Raw genomic sequence first — 14,820 nt, forward strand, 5'->3', positions numbered from 1 at the left:
GAAAGGCCTAAGCATGCCTGACACTTCATCCCGCGAGCGCTGTAGCTGGGCCCAAGACGACCTGCTAATGCGGAACTATCATGATGCCGAATGGGGCGTGCCACAGCGAGACCCACGGATGCTGTGGGAAATGCTCATGCTGGAGGGGTTCCAGGCGGGGCTTGCCTGGATCATCATTCTACGCAAACGTGATGCCTTTCGGGCCGCCTTCGCGGATTTCAATCCAGCCAGGGTCGCCGCTTTTGACGAGCGGGATATTGAGCGGTTGATGGCGGACCCAGGCATCGTGCGTGCGCGGGCCAAAATCGAAGCCACGATCAAGGGCGCGCAAATCTACTGCGACATGCAGGATCGTGGTGAGGACTTCTCGGCATTTTGCTGGTCCTTCACTGGAGGCGCGCCTATCCTGGGTGACGGCGCGAGTTGGGTTGCGAGCACCCCCCTGTCCGAGACAGTCTCCAAGGAATTGAAGCGGCGCGGCTTCAAGTTCGTCGGGCCGACCATCACCTACGCGTGGATGCAGGCGGTCGGCATAGTCAACGACCATTCTCTCGGTTGTTTTCGACGCCAGATGGAGCCCTCCACTGCGATAGAAAGCAAAAAACCTTATGACCCAGCCAGAGAAAAGTAATCACCGGATAAGCACGAACCGGCGTTTCAATATATTGATGATATGCGATAAATCGTGAATCCGCTGAACTAGGCTCTATCGGCGGCGAAATTTCATATACCAGACTTCGTGGCCGATACGGCGGGCCTTGGCCTCATAGCGGGTTTCGGGCCAGCCGCCGGGGCGGGTCTGGAAATCCTTCGGCTCGCTGGCCAGCCATTCAAAATCGGGATGGCCGTTCATCACCATCAGCGCCCAGCGCAGATAGACCGGATGGTCGGTGCCGAAGCGGAACTCGCCACCGGGCTTGAGTTTGCGCGCGATCATCGCGACCGGGCCGGGGTTCATCATGCGGCGCTTGGCGTGGCGCGCCTTGGGCCAGGGATCGGGGTGGAGGAGGTAGACGAAGCTGAGCGCGCCGTCGGGGATGCGAGACAGGACCTGGAGCGCGTCGCCCATGTGGAGGCGGACATTGCCGAGCGCCTGGTCGCGGACATGGCCGAGCGCGGTGACGACGCCGTTCAAGAAGGGTTCGGCGCCGATGAAGCCATGATCGGGGAGCATGTCGGCGCGATGGGCCATATGTTCGCCGCCGCCGAAACCGATTTCGAAATGGAGCGGGCGATCATAACCGAAGAGGCCTGCGGCGGTGATCTCGCCCTCTTCCGGCACGGCGATGGCGGGCAGGAGGGTGTCCACCAGTTCCTGCTGGCCCTGGCGCAGCTTATGCCCCGACTGGCGGCCGTAGAGGCGGTTGAGGGTCGTGGGGTCGCCGGATTTATGCGCTGTCATGGGACGCGCCGATAGCCGGACGGGGTGGAGAGGGCAAGCGGGGAGGCCTGGGCGATGTGCTGTTGCGCGACGAAGGGTGCCAGGCGCGTAAAACTGCCCCCTCCCGAATTCCTTCCGTGCAGGCAGGGTCGCGGGAGGGGGCAGAATGAAAAATGGTTGGCGGCAAACGCGGAGGAGGCGCGTCGCCGGTTTCGACGGGGCATGGCTGAAAGCCGCCCGCCGCCATCATTCGTCAGATCATCTGAACTTGATGAAACGGCCCTTGGCGTCCTTGCAGACCGGCTTTTTGACGGGCGGTTTGGGGGCGCATGTGACGAACTTGCCCTTCGCGTCCTTGCAGGGGGCGGCCAATGCGGGAGCCGCGTGGCCGACGATCAAAGCAAGACCGAGGAGGGCGGTGGCAACCATCTTTGTCATGGGGAGCCTCTTTGGGGAGGGGTGTCGGGTCCGACAGGGGTGGCGAACCCGACAAGGGCGATATGCGCCGGGAGGGCAGGCTTTCCTAATGAACTTTTCGTCATTTTATGGACAGGGCGCGGGGATGTGAGAAGGGCGCCGGAGCGTGGTGCTGCGGCGCCCTTTTCGGGATTGGATGGTGGGGTCGTGCCCACCCCGCTGCGACTAGGCCGGGCTATGCCGGACCAAGTCTCGCTGCCCCTCCCGTAAACGGGAGGGGTGAGGTTAGGCGAGCGCCGCTTTAAGGGCGTCGACCAGGTCGGTCTTTTCCCACGGGAAGAAGTCGCCTTCCGGGGTGCGGCCGAAATGGCCGTAGGCGGCGGTCTTCTGGTAAATCGGCTTGTTGAGGCCGAGATGCGTGCGGATGCCCTTGGGCGTCAGGCGCACGAGGGTCGGCAGGACCGCCTCGATCGCGGCGGCGTCCACCGTGCCGGTGCCGTGCAGATCGACATAGAGCGAAAGCGGTTCGGCGACGCCGATGGCGTAGCTCAGCTGGATCGTGCAGCGACGGGCGAGGCCGGCGGCGACGATGTTCTTCGCCAGATAGCGGGTGACATAGGCGGCCGAGCGGTCGACCTTGGTCGGGTCTTTGCCGCTGAACGCGCCGCCGCCATGGGGCGAGGCGCCGCCATAGGTATCGACGATGATCTTGCGCCCGGTGAGGCCGGCGTCGCCGTCGGGGCCGCCGATTTCGAACAGGCCGGTCGGGTTGACGTAGATGGCTTCGTCGCCGGGTAGCCAGCCTTCGGGCAGGACATCGGCCATCACGCCCTTGACATAGGCGCGCAGTTCCGCGCGGCTGTCGTCATTGTCCATGCCTGCGGCGTGTTGGGTGGAGACGACCAACGCGGTCGCGCGGACCGGCTTTTCATCGATATATTCGAGCGTCACCTGGCTCTTGGCGTCCGGTTCCAGGAAGGGCACGACCTTGGCATGGCGGTCGGCGGCCATGCGTTCCAGGATCTTGTGGCTGTAATAGAGGGTGGCGGGCATGAGATCGGGGGTTTCGTCCGACGCATAGCCGAACATGATGCCCTGATCGCCGGCGCCTTCATCCTTGTTGCCGCTTTCATCGACGCCCTGCGCGATGTGTGCGGACTGGCCGTGCAGGTTGTTTTCGAAGCGGAAGGTCTGCCAGTGGAAGCCGTCCTGCTCGTACCCGATGCGCTTGACCGTTTCGCGGACGGTGGCCTCGATCTCTTCCTTGGCACCGGGCGCCCAGGCGCCGTCTTCATAGACGCCTTTGCAGCGGATTTCGCCGGCCAGGACGACCAGCTGGGTCGTGGTCAGGGTTTCGCAGGCGATGCGGGCTTCGGGGTCTTTCGACAGGAACAGATCGACGATCGAGTCGGAAATCTGGTCGGCGACCTTGTCGGGATGGCCTTCGGACACGGATTCCGAGGTGAAGAGGAATTGGTTGCGCATAAGACTCCCGTAAGACATGGGCGGACGAAAGGACATAAAGAAAACTTTATGTGCCTGTTAGCTTTTGCCTTTGCGCAAGGCAAGAGCCGCGCCGAACAGGATGAGTATCAGCAGGCCGGACGCCCAGTTGCCGAGCCGCGCGAAGAGCGTGGGCGGGAGCGCGGCGGGCAGGCCGGAGTCGAGGAACCCGGCGCGGTCGAGGCCGAGCGCGTGGACGACATGGCCGCGCGCGTCGATGATCGCCGAGACGCCGGTGGGGGTAGAACGGATGATGGGGATGCCTTCCTCTATCGCGCGGAGGCGGGCCTGGGCCAAGTGCTGGACTGGCCCCCAGCTGCCGAACCAGGCGTCATTGGAGGGGTTGAAAAGGAAGGCCGGGCGGTTCTTCGCGTCGATGACGTGGCCGGAGAAGATGATCTCGTAGCAGATCTGCACGCCCATTTTCAGGTCCGGGCGGCCGAGCGTGGCGGGGAGCGCCAGGCTTTGCGGGCCGGGGCCGGGCCAGAAATCCGCGTCGCCGGGGACGAGGCGCGAGAGGCCGATCGGCTGGAGGATGGACCGCATGGGCAGATATTCGCCATAGGGGACCAGATGCGCCTTGTCATAGCGGGTGAGCAGGCGGGCGTCGGGGGTGACGATGAACAGACTGTTGTTCGCGCCGGCGAGTTTGGATTCGCCGATCGGGCTGTCCGGGTCGGGCTTGAAATAGACTTTGGTCGCGCCGGTCATCAGCAGGTCGCCGGGGCCGAGCAGGCCCGCAAGGCGCGCGCGCCAGTCGGGTTCCATGTCGAGATAGGCGGGGATGGCCGCTTCGGGCCAGAAGATCAGGCGCGGGGCGGGGCGCGGCGTGCCGGACAAGGCAGCGAGAGTGCGGAAATGCGCCTGTTCGAGTTCGACGGAGTATTTCTCGTCCTGGCCGATATTGGGCTGGACGATGCGGATGCGGGGCGCGCCGGGGGGCGTGATGGGGGCGAGGGAGAGGAGGCCCCAAAGAGCGAGGGCGAGAAGCGGGGCGGCGAGGATCGCGGCGGGGCGGTACTGGCGGCGCGCGATGAAGAGGATGGCGGCGGCGGCCAAGATGGTGAGCGCGCCGAGGCCGTAGGTGCCGATGAGGGTCGCGGCTATACCAAGGCCGGTTGGGAGGAGGACTGCGCCCAGCGGGTTCCAGGCGAAGCCGGTGAAGAGGGTCGCGCGCAAATATTCGGTGGCGATCCAGGTGGCGGCGAGGAGGAGAGTGAACGTCGCCTTTGTGCCCACCCCGCTGCGACTAGGCGGCAGAGCCGCCAAGTCTCGCTGCCCCTCCCGTAAACGGGAGGGGAGTTGTCTATCCAGCCACCATGCGCCTAGCGTCGCGAAGCCGGGGAAGACCGCAAGGTAGAGCGAGAGCAGGATCACCGCGCCATAGCCGAACCAGTGCGGCATCGAATCCTGGAAGGTGAAGGCGTGGGCGATCCAGTTGAGGCCCAGGGTGAAATGGCCGACGCCGAACAGCCAGCCGCGGGTGAAGGCGGCGCGGCGGTCGGGGGCCTGTTCGATCAGGACGATCAACGCGGCCAGGCAGGCAAGGGTGACGGGCCAGAGGTTAAGCGGCGCGAAGCCGGCGGCCGACAGCAAGCCGGCGAGCAGCGCGGCCAGTTTCGGACGGGCGGCGACCATGGCAAGCAGCGCGCGCATGGGCGTTATCGGGCGCCCGTCACATTCAGGGTCGCCATGGTGGCGTGGCTGCATTTGTCATCCTTCTTCACGCCGCCGGTCAGCATCGACGCGGCGAGGAAGCCGCCGACGATCAGGACCAGGAAGAGAGCGGAGAGCCAGGCGAGATATTTTTCGATGAACGCCTTGATCGGGCGGCCGAATTTCCAGAACAGGAAGCCGACCAGCATGAACTGGAAGGCGCGGCTGACGATGCTGGCCCACAGGAAGGTGAAGAGCGACAGGCCGACGAAACCCGCCGTGATGGTGATGAGTTTGAACGGGATGGGCGTCGCGCCCTTGATGAGGATGATTTCCGCGCCGTAATCGCGCAGATAGCAGGCCGCGACCGGGAATTTGGCGGCGAGGCCGAGCGCGGTCAGGATTTGCTGGCCGAGTGCCTCATAGAGGAAATGGCCGATGGCGTAGCCCAGCATGCCGCCCAGCACCGAGGCCAGGGTGCAGATGAAGCCGAAGCGCAGCGCGCGTTCCGGCCTGGCAAGGCACATAAGGCCGAGCAGCGGATGGGGCGGGATTGGAAAGAAACTCGATTCCATGAAGCTGACGGCGAAAAGCCAGCGTTCGGCATGGCGGTGCGCGGCCTTCGCCAACGTCCATTGGTAGAGCCTGGTAAGCATGGGCCGCGACCTAGCCGAGATCGTTTCGGGTCGCCAGCGCTTTTGCCAGCACCACCATCGCCAGCGGCGGATCGAGCGGGATCGGGAAGGAGCGCACCTCGCCGGTCGGGGCATAGCCGCGGCGTTGATACCAGGCGATCAGTTCGGTGCGGCTGTCGATCACGGTCATTTCCATGAGGTTGGCGGTAAAGAGGCGGGCGGCATGATCCTCCGCCGCGGCGATGAGGCGGCGGCCAAGGCCCCCGGCCTGGCGCGCCGGATCGATGCAGAGCAAGCCGAGATAGGCGATGCCGGCACCCTTGTCCGTGATCTGGACGCAGCCGATCGGCATTTCCCCGGCATCCAGCGCGACGACCAGCCGTTCGGCAGGGCTGGCGAGGATCATGCCGAGTGTATCCAGGCTGGTGCGCGGGCCGCTGAGCAGGTCGGATTCGAAGGTCCAGCCGGCGCGGGCGGAGTCGCCGCGATAGGCGCGCTCTATCACGCGATGGAGCGCGGGCAGGTCGGCGGGGGTGGCGAGGCGGATGTCCATGGGCTTGCCCATAGCGATCCGGCAATGGCTTGGGCAGACATATTGCGCCGGTTGATCGGGCGGCGCGGGCGGATATTATGGCGGCAAAGGAGAGACGATATGCAGGGCATGGGCGAGGGCGGTTGTCCCTTCACCTTCAACACCGATCCCGCGACCTTCAAGGTTGGCGATCCGGTCAGTTACCGGGTGACGGGCAGCCTGGACGGGTTTCCTTTCGCGGGCGTGCTGCTGGAGGTGCATGACGATCATGTCGTGCTGACCAGCGATGAGGACGACAAGACGAGCCGGATGCGCGCGACGCGGGAAAGCCGGCCGGTGGTGCGCGAAGAGGATGTGTGCTGATTATGGGGTGAGGGCCTGCGGCCGTTCGACCGACGGGGTTGATTGTCCGGCGTCGTCTGGGCATGGACTTATCCCATAGAGTCCTTTTGGTCGGCGCGTTTGACATTGCATAATATTTTCCGGGTTGCCGCGATTCCGTGGGACAAGGTGCGGCAGCGCGCAGGCGGCATGGCGTTCGCGCTGGTGCTGAACCTGTTGATGCTGCTGGCGCTGTTCACTTTGTCGCCGAACATGGAGCCGCCCAAGCAGGACGACCGGTTGCCGGTGACGTTCGACGTCGAGACGGGGAAGCAGACCGAGCAGCAACAGGCCAAGGCGGAGAAAGCGGAAAAGCGCGAAGAGAATAATGCCGCGCCGCAGAAGCACGCCGATCCGGTCGTGCGCCCGCCGATCCCGGTCGAGAAGCCCGCGGAGCAGCCGCCATCGCCCTTCCCCTTCCTGACGCTCAGCCGCGAGCAGATGGCGTCGGCCGATATCGGCAACCTGCCCAAGGGCGGGCAGGGCGCGGGGCAGGGCAAGGGCGACAGCGCGGCGGTGGCCGGGCCGGGCGAAGGGCCGGGCGGGGTGCAGTTGTTCGAGGCGGAATGGTATCGGCGGCCGACCCATGCGGAATTGTCGACCTACCTGCCGTCCAATGCGCCCCCGCGGGGCTATGGTCTGGTGGCGTGCAAGACGGTCGATCATTATCATGTCGAAAATTGCCAGACGCTGGGCGAGGCGCCGCTGGGGTCGGGCTTTGCCAAGGCGGTGCGGCTGGCGGCCTGGCAGTTCCTGGTGCGGCCGCCGCGGGTCAATGGCAAGCCGATGGTGGGCAGTTGGGTGCGGATACGGATCGACTATACGCGGACTATGGCGCCTGGCGGGGCGGGGCCGGGGAACAGCGCCGGGGCCGAGCCGGGGCCTGGATATGACGCCGGGTCTGGCTCGATACCTCAGCCCAAGCCTCTCGCGCCGGGGGTCGCCGGGCCGCAATTCTGAACGGTGCCAATTGCGCGGGAGCGGATCGCGCGGCGGATTGCGCCAGCCTCTATAGATGCCGTCATTGCGCGCGCAGCGAAGCAATCCATGGAGCACCGTTGGATTGCTTCGCTGCGCTCGCAATGACGAAGGTTTATAGCGAGGCGCGCGATGCGGGTTGCGGTTTTGACGTTCGACGGGTTCAACGAACTGGACAGTTTCGTGGCGTTGGCGCTGCTCAATCGGGTGCCGGGCTGGCGCGCGGACATCTGCGGGCCGGGGCAGTCCGTCACGTCGATGAATGGAGTGCGGGTCGATGTGCAGCAGCCGCTGGAATTTGCTTCGCAAGCCGATGTCGTTCTGATCGGCAGCGGAGTGCGGACGCGGGAAGTCGTTTCGGATGCGAAACTGATGACGCGGATCGTGCTGGACCCCGCCCGGCAGATCATCGGCGCGCAATGTTCAGGCGCGCTGATCCCGGCGAAACTGGGGCTGATTGGCGACCTGCCCGTTTGCACCGATGTGACGAGCAAGCCCTGGGTGATCGAAACGGGGGTGCGGGTGATCGACGCGCCGTTCGTGGCGCATGGGCCGGTGGCGACCGCGGGCGGATGCATGGCGGCGCATTATCTGAGCGCCTGGGCGATTGCGGTTGGCGCTGGCGAGGCGGCGGCGCGGAATGTGATCGACTATGTCGCGCCGGTGGGCGAGAAGGCGGAGACGGTGGCGCGGGTGATGAGCGTGGTCGCGCCTTTCCTGGCGCAGGCGGCAAAAGAAAAAGTTGCAATTCGATACTGAATTGGCATGATCGCCGCGACCGACCCGATGACAGGAGGAGAGACGATATGATCATTCATGGCGCGCGGCCGTCGCCCTTTGTGCGCAAGGTGATCGTGTTCGCCGCGGAAAAGGGGATCGCGGTCGAGGTGCAGACGGCGGGGTTCGGCCGGGGCGCGGAAGGCTATAGGAAGGGATCGCCCTTCGGCAAGATACCGGCACTGGAAGATGGCGATTTCCTGCTGTGCGATTCGACCGCGATCATCACCTATATGGATGCTTTGCATCCCGGCGAGGAGATGATCCCGGCTGAGCCGAAGGCGCGGGCGCGGACGATATGGTATGAGGAGTTCGGCGATACGGTGGTGCAGCCGATCGGGCAGAAGATATTCTTCAACCGTGTGGTCGCCAAAGCATTGAAGCGTGAGCCGGACCTGGCGGCGGCGGACGCAGCCGAGGCGGAGGAAATGCCGGCTATCTATGACTATCTGGAGGATGTTCTGCCGGAAAGCGGCTGGCTGGTGGCGGATCGCTTCACCCTGGCGGACCTGGCGGCGGCGTGCCCGGTCATCAATGTGGGCTATTGTTCCGACGGGCTGACGGCGGATCGCTGGCCCAGGGTCGCGGCCTGGCTGGAGCGGGTCAAGGCGCGGCCGAGCGTGGCGGCGGCGATGGCGCTGGAAGCGGCGACGGTTCAGGCGATGATGCAAAAATAACCTATTTGGAACATTATTATTGACATCGTCACGCTGATCTGGCAGAGATTGGCACAGTGGAAAAATGTGAGTCGCCAAGGCGGCGAGGGTGAAGGGGCTGGTCCGATGGACTGGCCCCTTTTGCGTGGCGGGGGCGGAGCGGGGCGACGAGGGAGCGGATATGGGGGCGGATAGGGGCGCGCGGCCGGAGCGGCAGATGCCGCAGCAGACGGGACTGGTGGCGCGGCGGCAGCGCGTGGGCGGGACGGCGCGGGCGCAGAAGGGCCGGGTGCGCAAGGACGGCTGGACCAAGGTAAAAGAGCGGCGGTTTCTGGAGACGCTGGCCGAGACATGTAACGCCAGCGAGGCGGCGCGGGAGGCGGGCATGTGCCGGGCCAGCGCCTATCGCCGACGGCAGAGCGACGCCGGGTTCGGCCGTGCCTGGGACGAGGCGCTGGACGTCGGCTATGCCGAGATTGAGGCGCTGTTGATGCGCGAGGTGCTGTTCGGCAGCGAGGTCGAGGAATTGACGCTGGATGGCGAGGGCGCGGTGAAGGGGCGCAAGATCAAGCGGACGCGCAACCTGACCGTGGCGCTGCGCCTGCTGACGCTGCACCGCGACCGGGTGGACAAGCGCCGCGTGGCGCAGGGCGAGGCGGGGCGGCCCGACAGCCCGGACGCGATCGCGCGGGTGAAGGATGTGCTGGGGGCGATCGGGCGAAGACGGGTGGCGGTGGAATAGGCGGCGGTGGAATAAAGGTCTGTATTAGACCAATGTCTAATCAACAGGATGACGGCTGCGCCGTTATGGAAGAGGGAGCCCGGCCTAACAGTCCCCACTGCCGGGCTCCCACCCCTTGCCGCGCCAAGCGATGGATTATCCGTCTAACCTGGATCAGCCATTCCGTTGCGAATGTGTCTCAGCCGGAACAAAGCGTTGCCGCACCCGTTCGATGGCGCATAGTTTGTGGAGGAGAGCAACATGGTTGAAGTGCGCAATGATCCCTATGGCGACCGTGTCGTCGTGAAGAAAAGCAGCGGCGGTCGCACGATCGCGATCATCCTGATCGTCGCGCTGGCCATCGTCGGCGTGCTGTTCGCCACCGGTTTCTGGAAGGCTGACGTAAGCGGCGGCGACATGCCCGAAGTCAGCGTCAAGGGCGGTGACCTGCCCAAGGTGGATGTCGATTCCAAGGAAGTCGTGGTCGGCACCAAGACGGAACAGGTCGAGGTTCCGACCGTCGGCGTCAAGGATAATGGGGGCGAGTAATCGGCCCCGATCAATGGAATGACGACAAGGCTCTCCCTGTATGCAGGGGGAGCCTTTTTGCATGGATTGATTTGCCGGACGGGTCGGCGCAGAGGGACGGCGGATGATGCGGATGAAGGAATGGCGATGCGGCGGTTGATGGTTCTGGGGCTGGCCGTGGCGCTGGCGGCTTGCGGCGATGACGGCGGCGACCGGGTCGCGGCGGATAATGCTCAGGAGGCGGAAACCGGCGCGACGGCGGCGGTGTCGAAGCTGGACGACGAGTTGCGCAACGGCGTGTTCGAGAAGGCGATCCGCGCGAGCGGAGCGGCCTGCCCCAGCGTGACCGGATCGGAGCGGGCCGAGATCACTCCTGGTGTGCGCGGATGGAAGGCGCAATGCGACAATGGCAGCGCGCATCTGATCCAGATATTGCGCGACGGCACGGCGAAGGTGACCAGTCGGAGGGATTGATTTGGCGCAGGAGGGATGGCCGATCCGATAGGTGGCTTCCCCCTCGCTCCCGGCTTCGACCAGGCAGCACGCTGCCAAGTCTTCGCAGCCCTCTTCCCCGCAAGGGAGAGGGTGTGCGTTGCGGTTGCGAGAATTTCGGGGCGCGCTTTACAGATGTGTAAGAGGCGGTAGATCAGAGCATATGACAAAGATGATGCTCCTGACCGCTGCCGCGCTATTTCCCATGCTGGCATCCGCCCAGACCGTTGCGCAGAGCCGCGCGCCCGATCCGGTGCGGATGAAGGCGACGGTGGAGACATTGGTCAGCTTTGGCACGCGCCATACTTTATCGTCGGCGACCGATCCCAAGCGCGGCATTGGCGCGGCGCGGCGGTGGGGGGCAGCGGAGTTTGCGAAGATCGCCAAGGGTTGTGGTGGCTGTCTGACCGTCGAGACGATCGCGGATCGCTTTACCGGGCCGCGCGCGCCCGATGGGGTCGAGGTGGTCGATGTGTTGGCGATCCAGAAGGGGACCGGTGATCCAAATCAGGTCGTGATCGTCGCCGGGCATATCGACAGCCGGGTGACCGACGTCATGAACGTGACCAGCGATGCGCCGGGCGCCAACGACAATGCGTCGGGCAGCGCGCTGGTGATCGAGGCGGCGCGGGTGCTGGCGGGCGAAAAGTTCGACGGGACGATCGTCTATGCGCTGCTGTCGGGCGAGGAGCAGGGGCTGTGGGGCGGCAAGTTGCTGGCGGCGACGGCCAAGGCGCGCGGCTGGCAGGTGCGCGCGATGCTGAACAACGATATCGTCGGTAATACGGTCGGTCAGAATGGGCATGTTGTTGCCGATCGGGTGCGGGTGTTTTCCGAGGGGATGCGCGCGGGCGACGACGCCAAGGCGAGTGCGACGCGGCGGGCGATCGGCGGCGAGGATGACGGGCCTTCGCGGGCGCTGGCGAAAAAGATCGACGGGATTGCGGAGGCTAATCCGCAGATTGGGCTGGATGTGTTTGCGGTGCGGCGTTTCGACCGGTTCGGGCGGGGTGGGGATCATTCGCCCTTCCTGGATTTGGGCTTTCCCGCGGTGCGCTTTTCAGTGGGGATCGAGAATTACGACCGGCAGCATCAGGATCTGCGGACCGAGAATGGCCGGGTCTATGGCGACACGGTCGAGGGGATGGATTTTCCCTATCTCGCGAAGGTGACGGCTTTGAATGTCGCGGCTTTGCGGCAGTTGGCGGATGCGCCGACGGCGCCTGCGAGCGTGTCGCTGGACGGGGCTCTGTCGATGGATACGCGGGTGTTCTGGGACGCGGTGCCGGGGGCGGTTGGCTATAAGGTTTATTGGCGACGAGCCGATGCGCAGGATTGGACGGAGAGCCGGATGGTGACCGGCGCGACCGAGACGGTGCTGAAGGATATCGTCGTGGACGATCATTTCATCGGCGTGGCGGCGGTGGGCAAGGATGGGGCGGAGAGTCTGGTGACCTTTGGCGGGATGGCGCCGCGCAAGTAGAGAGGGTCGCACGGAGATTTTTGGGAAGGCCGCTTTCGGGCGGCCTTTTTTGTGTCTGCGGATTTCATGTCTGTGGACGGGCGGTTGGCAGGGGAGCGCGATGGAGGTTTCGGATCAGGTTTTTCTGGCGAAGGACGATGGGCGGGCCAGGGCGGCGATATTGAAGCGGCTGGACGGGGCGGCGGCCGAGCGGCTGGAGCGGGAATGGCTGTATCTGGCGCGACCGGCGCAATTACCGCCGCCGGGCGACTGGCGCATCTGGCTGATGATGGCGGGGCGCGGCTTTGGCAAGACGCGGGCCGGGGCGGAATGGGTGCGAGGGATTGCCGAGGCCGATCCGCAGGCGCGGATCGCGCTGGTCGGCGCGACGCTGGGCGAGGCGCGCAGCGTGATGGTAGAGGGAGCGTCGGGCCTGCTGGCGGTTGCGCCTTGGTGGAACCGGCCGGCCTATGCGCCCGCGCTGCGCAAGCTGACCTGGCCCAATGGCGCGGTGGCGAGCCTGTTCGGCGCGGCCGAGCCGGAGGGGCTGCGCGGGCCGCAGTTCAGCCATGGCTGGGCCGACGAAATCGCCAAATGGGCGGGCGGCGAGGCGGCCTGGCATAATCTGATGATGGGATTGCGCCTGGGTGCGCGGCCGCAAGTGCTGGCGACGACCACGCCGCGGCCGGTGCCGCTGGTGCGGGCGCTGGTGGCGCGGGATGGCGCAGACGTTATGGTTACGCGGGGGCGGACGGCGGAGAATGTCGCGCATCTGGCCGATGGTTTTGTGGAGGCCATGGCGGCGAGCTATGGCGGCACGCGGCTGGGGCGGCAGGAACTGGACGGCGAACTGATCGAGGAGGTGGAAGGTGCCTTGTGGAGCCGCGATCTGATCGAGCGGTGCCGGGTCGCGCATGTGCCGGGCGCGCTCGGCCGGGTCGTGGTGGCGGTCGATCCGCCGGCGTCGGCGGGCGGGGACGCGTGCGGTATCGTGGTGGCGGGAGTCGGCGGCGACGGGCGCGCTTATGTGATCGCTGACGCCAGCGTGGCGGGCCAGTCGCCCGAAGGCTGGGCGCGGGCGGTGGCGGCGGCGGCTTTGGTCCATGATGCGGATCGAGTGGTGGCCGAGGCGAATAATGGCGGGGCGATGGTGGAAAGCGTGCTGCGTGCGGCGGAGGCGGCGATGCCGGTGAAGCTGGTCCATGCGAGCCGGGGCAAGGCGGCGCGGGCCGAGCCGGTGGCGGCGCTTTATGAGGCGGGGCGAGTGATGCATCGCGGGGCTTTCCCGGCGCTGGAGGACGAGATGTGCGGGTTGATCGCGGGGGGCGGCTATGTCGGGCCGGGGCGATCGCCCGATCGGGCCGACGCGCTGGTGTGGGCGCTGAGCGAGTTGATGCTGGGGAAGAGGGGTGAGGCGCGGGTGCGGGAGATGTAAGGGATGGCGGATGGACCCCCGGTTTCGCTCCCTGCCCGCTGGCCGGCCGTCGCCCGTCCGCCTGGATGACCGTACCAGTTTTGATGTGATACCTTTATTTTCGGGCGGGAGGCTCTACATCAGGGCGTCATGCGCCGGGCCTAGGCTGGCGCGGCTTTATTGATGAGGACTTTGCTTTATGCTGATCGACCGGCTGAACTGGCGCTACGCCACCAAGAAGATGAACCCGGACAAGGCCGTGCCGGAAGACAAGGTGGAGCGCATATTGGAAGCGGTGCGGTTGGCGCCGACGTCGAGCGGGTTGCAGCCGTTCGAGGTGATCGTCGTCACCAACAAGGCGATCCGCGAGCAGATCAGGGCGATCGCCTGGGACCAGGCGCAGGTCGTGGACGCCTCGCACCTGTTGGTGTTTGCGGCGTGGGACAATTATACCGCCGACCGGATCAACCATATGTTCGACCTGGTCAATGACGAGCGCGGCATCCGTAACGAGGGGTTCGAAGCCTATCGGCAGCAGTTGCTGGGCAGCTATCCGCAGCGCGACGCGCAGACCAATTTCGAACATGCCGCGCGGCAGGTCTATGTCGGATTGGGCATCGCCCTGACCGCCGCCGCGTTCGAGGAGGTGGATGCCACGCCGATGGAGGGGTTCGATCCCGATGCGCTGGACGCGATCCTGGATTTGCGCGCGCGTGGCCTGCGGTCGGTGGTGATGATGCCGCTGGGTTATCGTGCGGATGAGGGCGACTGGCTGGTCAATTTGAAGAAGGTGCGGCGGGCGACGGCGGATTTCGTGTCGCGGGTGGACTAAGCGGCTGCGGCCCGACCGCTGGGGAACCGACGATCGGGGCGGTTCGTTTTGGTGCCATCGGATGATCGGATGGAGTAAGTGGGATGAAGATGGCCAGGATTTTGGCGGCGGTTGTCGGCCTGTCGGTGGCGGCATCGCCGGTGCTGGCGGCGAGCCTGAACAGCAAGGACCGGGCGCGGGTGGCGCGCGCTGCGCCGCGCGATCGCGACGATGTGCGCTACTGTTTGCTGAAGGGCAAGCAGGGGCGCGACAAGGGCACGGTGATCGGTGCGGCTGGCGGCGCGGGCGTCGGATTGCTGGCGGGCGGCAGTGTGGGCGAGACGTTGCTGGGCGCTGGCGCGGGTGCGCTGGCGGGGCGCGTGATCGGCAAGAGCGAAGGCACCAACAGCGTGTGTGACCGTGTGCTGGCGCGGAATCGGTAATCTTTACGGGGCGCCCGCCCCCCTCTCCAAGTT

18 protein-coding genes are annotated in these 14,820 nt (G+C 65.7%); 12 read left to right on the top strand and 6 right to left on the bottom strand.

Features of this window, described 5'->3' with window-relative positions; translation table 11 throughout:
* The first annotated feature begins 13 nt into the window (after positions 1 to 13).
* A complete protein-coding gene (locus tag CEQ44_RS11430; RefSeq protein ID WP_088181858.1) occupies positions 14 to 631 on the top strand; it encodes a DNA-3-methyladenine glycosylase I in 618 nt (205 codons plus the stop codon).
* Between the two features lie 75 nt (positions 632 to 706).
* On the opposite strand, the gene trmB is transcribed toward CEQ44_RS11430, so the two are convergent.
* The 6 genes from trmB to CEQ44_RS11460 form a co-directional block, all read right to left on the bottom strand.
* Complete coding sequence (gene trmB / locus CEQ44_RS11435) at positions 707 to 1,402, bottom strand: tRNA (guanosine(46)-N7)-methyltransferase TrmB (protein WP_088181859.1); 696 nt, start codon at positions 1,400 to 1,402, stop codon at positions 707 to 709.
* A 237-nt stretch (positions 1,403 to 1,639) separates the two neighbouring features.
* Positions 1,640 to 1,819, bottom strand: a complete 180-nt coding sequence (locus CEQ44_RS11440) for a hypothetical protein (protein ID WP_088181860.1) — start codon at positions 1,817 to 1,819, stop codon at positions 1,640 to 1,642.
* 264 nt (positions 1,820 to 2,083) lie between these two features.
* A complete protein-coding gene (gene metK, locus CEQ44_RS11445) occupies positions 2,084 to 3,283 on the bottom strand; it encodes a methionine adenosyltransferase (RefSeq protein ID WP_088181861.1) in 1,200 nt (399 codons plus the stop codon).
* A gap of 57 nt (positions 3,284 to 3,340) precedes the next feature.
* On the bottom strand, positions 3,341 to 4,957 hold the full coding sequence (lnt, locus tag CEQ44_RS11450; protein WP_254913817.1) for an apolipoprotein N-acyltransferase: 1,617 nt from the start codon (positions 4,955 to 4,957) through the stop codon (positions 3,341 to 3,343).
* 5 nt (positions 4,958 to 4,962) lie between these two features.
* On the bottom strand, positions 4,963 to 5,613 hold the full coding sequence (locus CEQ44_RS11455) for a YqaA family protein (protein WP_088181862.1): 651 nt from the start codon (positions 5,611 to 5,613) through the stop codon (positions 4,963 to 4,965).
* A 10-nt stretch (positions 5,614 to 5,623) separates the two neighbouring features.
* Positions 5,624 to 6,145 carry a GNAT family N-acetyltransferase gene (locus CEQ44_RS11460; protein WP_088181875.1) on the bottom strand — a complete coding sequence of 174 codons (522 nt, stop codon included), beginning with the start codon at positions 6,143 to 6,145 and terminating at the stop codon, positions 5,624 to 5,626.
* A gap of 99 nt (positions 6,146 to 6,244) precedes the next feature.
* On the opposite strand from CEQ44_RS11460, the gene CEQ44_RS11465 reads away from it, so the two are divergent.
* The 11 genes from CEQ44_RS11465 (at position 6,245) to CEQ44_RS11515 (ending at position 14,787) form a co-directional block, all read left to right on the top strand.
* A complete protein-coding gene (locus CEQ44_RS11465; RefSeq protein WP_088181863.1) occupies positions 6,245 to 6,487 on the top strand; it encodes a hypothetical protein in 243 nt (80 codons plus the stop codon).
* Between the two features lie 168 nt (positions 6,488 to 6,655).
* Positions 6,656 to 7,465 (top strand): hypothetical protein, encoded by an 810-nt coding sequence (locus CEQ44_RS11470; RefSeq protein ID WP_254913824.1) that lies wholly within the window; start codon positions 6,656 to 6,658, stop codon positions 7,463 to 7,465.
* A 150-nt stretch (positions 7,466 to 7,615) separates the two neighbouring features.
* Entirely contained in the window at positions 7,616 to 8,242 is a 627-nt protein-coding gene (locus CEQ44_RS11475; protein ID WP_088190049.1) for a DJ-1/PfpI family protein, read from the top strand.
* 47 nt (positions 8,243 to 8,289) lie between these two features.
* Complete coding sequence (locus tag CEQ44_RS11480; RefSeq protein ID WP_088185644.1) at positions 8,290 to 8,937, top strand: glutathione S-transferase family protein; 648 nt, start codon at positions 8,290 to 8,292, stop codon at positions 8,935 to 8,937.
* Between the two features lie 88 nt (positions 8,938 to 9,025).
* Entirely contained in the window at positions 9,026 to 9,658 is a 633-nt protein-coding gene (locus CEQ44_RS11485) for a hypothetical protein (protein ID WP_254913818.1), read from the top strand.
* Between the two features lie 240 nt (positions 9,659 to 9,898).
* A complete protein-coding gene (locus CEQ44_RS11490; RefSeq protein WP_088185645.1) occupies positions 9,899 to 10,186 on the top strand; it encodes a hypothetical protein in 288 nt (95 codons plus the stop codon).
* A gap of 126 nt (positions 10,187 to 10,312) precedes the next feature.
* Positions 10,313 to 10,639, top strand: coding sequence for a hypothetical protein (locus CEQ44_RS11495; RefSeq protein WP_176400435.1), 327 nt, complete (start codon positions 10,313 to 10,315; stop codon positions 10,637 to 10,639).
* A 181-nt stretch (positions 10,640 to 10,820) separates the two neighbouring features.
* The gene (locus CEQ44_RS11500) at positions 10,821 to 12,140 is read left to right on the top strand and encodes a M28 family peptidase (RefSeq protein ID WP_088190050.1); all 1,320 of its coding nucleotides are present in this window, start codon (positions 10,821 to 10,823) and stop codon (positions 12,138 to 12,140) included.
* Positions 12,141 to 12,240: 100 nt separating this feature from the next.
* Positions 12,241 to 13,554, top strand: coding sequence for a DNA-packaging protein (locus CEQ44_RS11505; protein WP_088190051.1), 1,314 nt, complete (start codon positions 12,241 to 12,243; stop codon positions 13,552 to 13,554).
* Positions 13,555 to 13,732: 178 nt separating this feature from the next.
* Positions 13,733 to 14,365, top strand: coding sequence for an NAD(P)H-dependent oxidoreductase (locus CEQ44_RS11510; RefSeq protein WP_088185671.1), 633 nt, complete (start codon positions 13,733 to 13,735; stop codon positions 14,363 to 14,365).
* Positions 14,366 to 14,448: 83 nt separating this feature from the next.
* Complete coding sequence (locus tag CEQ44_RS11515) at positions 14,449 to 14,787, top strand: hypothetical protein (protein WP_088185672.1); 339 nt, start codon at positions 14,449 to 14,451, stop codon at positions 14,785 to 14,787.
* Positions 14,788 to 14,820 lie beyond the last annotated feature (33 nt).

The organism is Sphingobium sp. Z007 (genome assembly GCF_900013425.1).
In the GTDB taxonomy this organism is placed as follows: Bacteria; Pseudomonadota; Alphaproteobacteria; order Sphingomonadales; family Sphingomonadaceae; genus Sphingobium.

What these genes read in the sequence shown, in the direction of transcription:
- trmB (WP_088181859.1), bottom strand. Translation starts at nt 1,402, where the DNA reads ATGACAGCGCATAAATCCGGCGACCCCACGACCCTCAACCGCCTCTAC.
- CEQ44_RS11480 (WP_088185644.1), top strand. Translation starts at nt 8,290, where the DNA reads ATGATCATTCATGGCGCGCGGCCGTCGCCCTTTGTGCGCAAGGTGATC.
- CEQ44_RS11475 (WP_088190049.1), top strand. Translation starts at nt 7,616, where the DNA reads ATGCGGGTTGCGGTTTTGACGTTCGACGGGTTCAACGAACTGGACAGT.
- lnt (WP_254913817.1), bottom strand. Translation starts at nt 4,957, where the DNA reads ATGCGCGCGCTGCTTGCCATGGTCGCCGCCCGTCCGAAACTGGCCGCG.
- CEQ44_RS11440 (WP_088181860.1), bottom strand. Translation starts at nt 1,819, where the DNA reads ATGACAAAGATGGTTGCCACCGCCCTCCTCGGTCTTGCTTTGATCGTC.
- CEQ44_RS11510 (WP_088185671.1), top strand. Translation starts at nt 13,733, where the DNA reads ATGCTGATCGACCGGCTGAACTGGCGCTACGCCACCAAGAAGATGAAC.
- CEQ44_RS11460 (WP_088181875.1), bottom strand. Translation starts at nt 6,145, where the DNA reads ATGGACATCCGCCTCGCCACCCCCGCCGACCTGCCCGCGCTCCATCGC.
- CEQ44_RS11515 (WP_088185672.1), top strand. Translation starts at nt 14,449, where the DNA reads ATGAAGATGGCCAGGATTTTGGCGGCGGTTGTCGGCCTGTCGGTGGCG.
- metK (WP_088181861.1), bottom strand. Translation starts at nt 3,283, where the DNA reads ATGCGCAACCAATTCCTCTTCACCTCGGAATCCGTGTCCGAAGGCCAT.
- CEQ44_RS11430 (WP_088181858.1), top strand. Translation starts at nt 14, where the DNA reads ATGCCTGACACTTCATCCCGCGAGCGCTGTAGCTGGGCCCAAGACGAC.
- CEQ44_RS11490 (WP_088185645.1), top strand. Translation starts at nt 9,899, where the DNA reads ATGGTTGAAGTGCGCAATGATCCCTATGGCGACCGTGTCGTCGTGAAG.
- CEQ44_RS11495 (WP_176400435.1), top strand. Translation starts at nt 10,313, where the DNA reads ATGCGGCGGTTGATGGTTCTGGGGCTGGCCGTGGCGCTGGCGGCTTGC.
- CEQ44_RS11465 (WP_088181863.1), top strand. Translation starts at nt 6,245, where the DNA reads ATGCAGGGCATGGGCGAGGGCGGTTGTCCCTTCACCTTCAACACCGAT.
- CEQ44_RS11470 (WP_254913824.1), top strand. Translation starts at nt 6,656, where the DNA reads ATGGCGTTCGCGCTGGTGCTGAACCTGTTGATGCTGCTGGCGCTGTTC.
- CEQ44_RS11455 (WP_088181862.1), bottom strand. Translation starts at nt 5,613, where the DNA reads ATGCTTACCAGGCTCTACCAATGGACGTTGGCGAAGGCCGCGCACCGC.
- CEQ44_RS11500 (WP_088190050.1), top strand. Translation starts at nt 10,821, where the DNA reads ATGACAAAGATGATGCTCCTGACCGCTGCCGCGCTATTTCCCATGCTG.
- CEQ44_RS11505 (WP_088190051.1), top strand. Translation starts at nt 12,241, where the DNA reads ATGGAGGTTTCGGATCAGGTTTTTCTGGCGAAGGACGATGGGCGGGCC.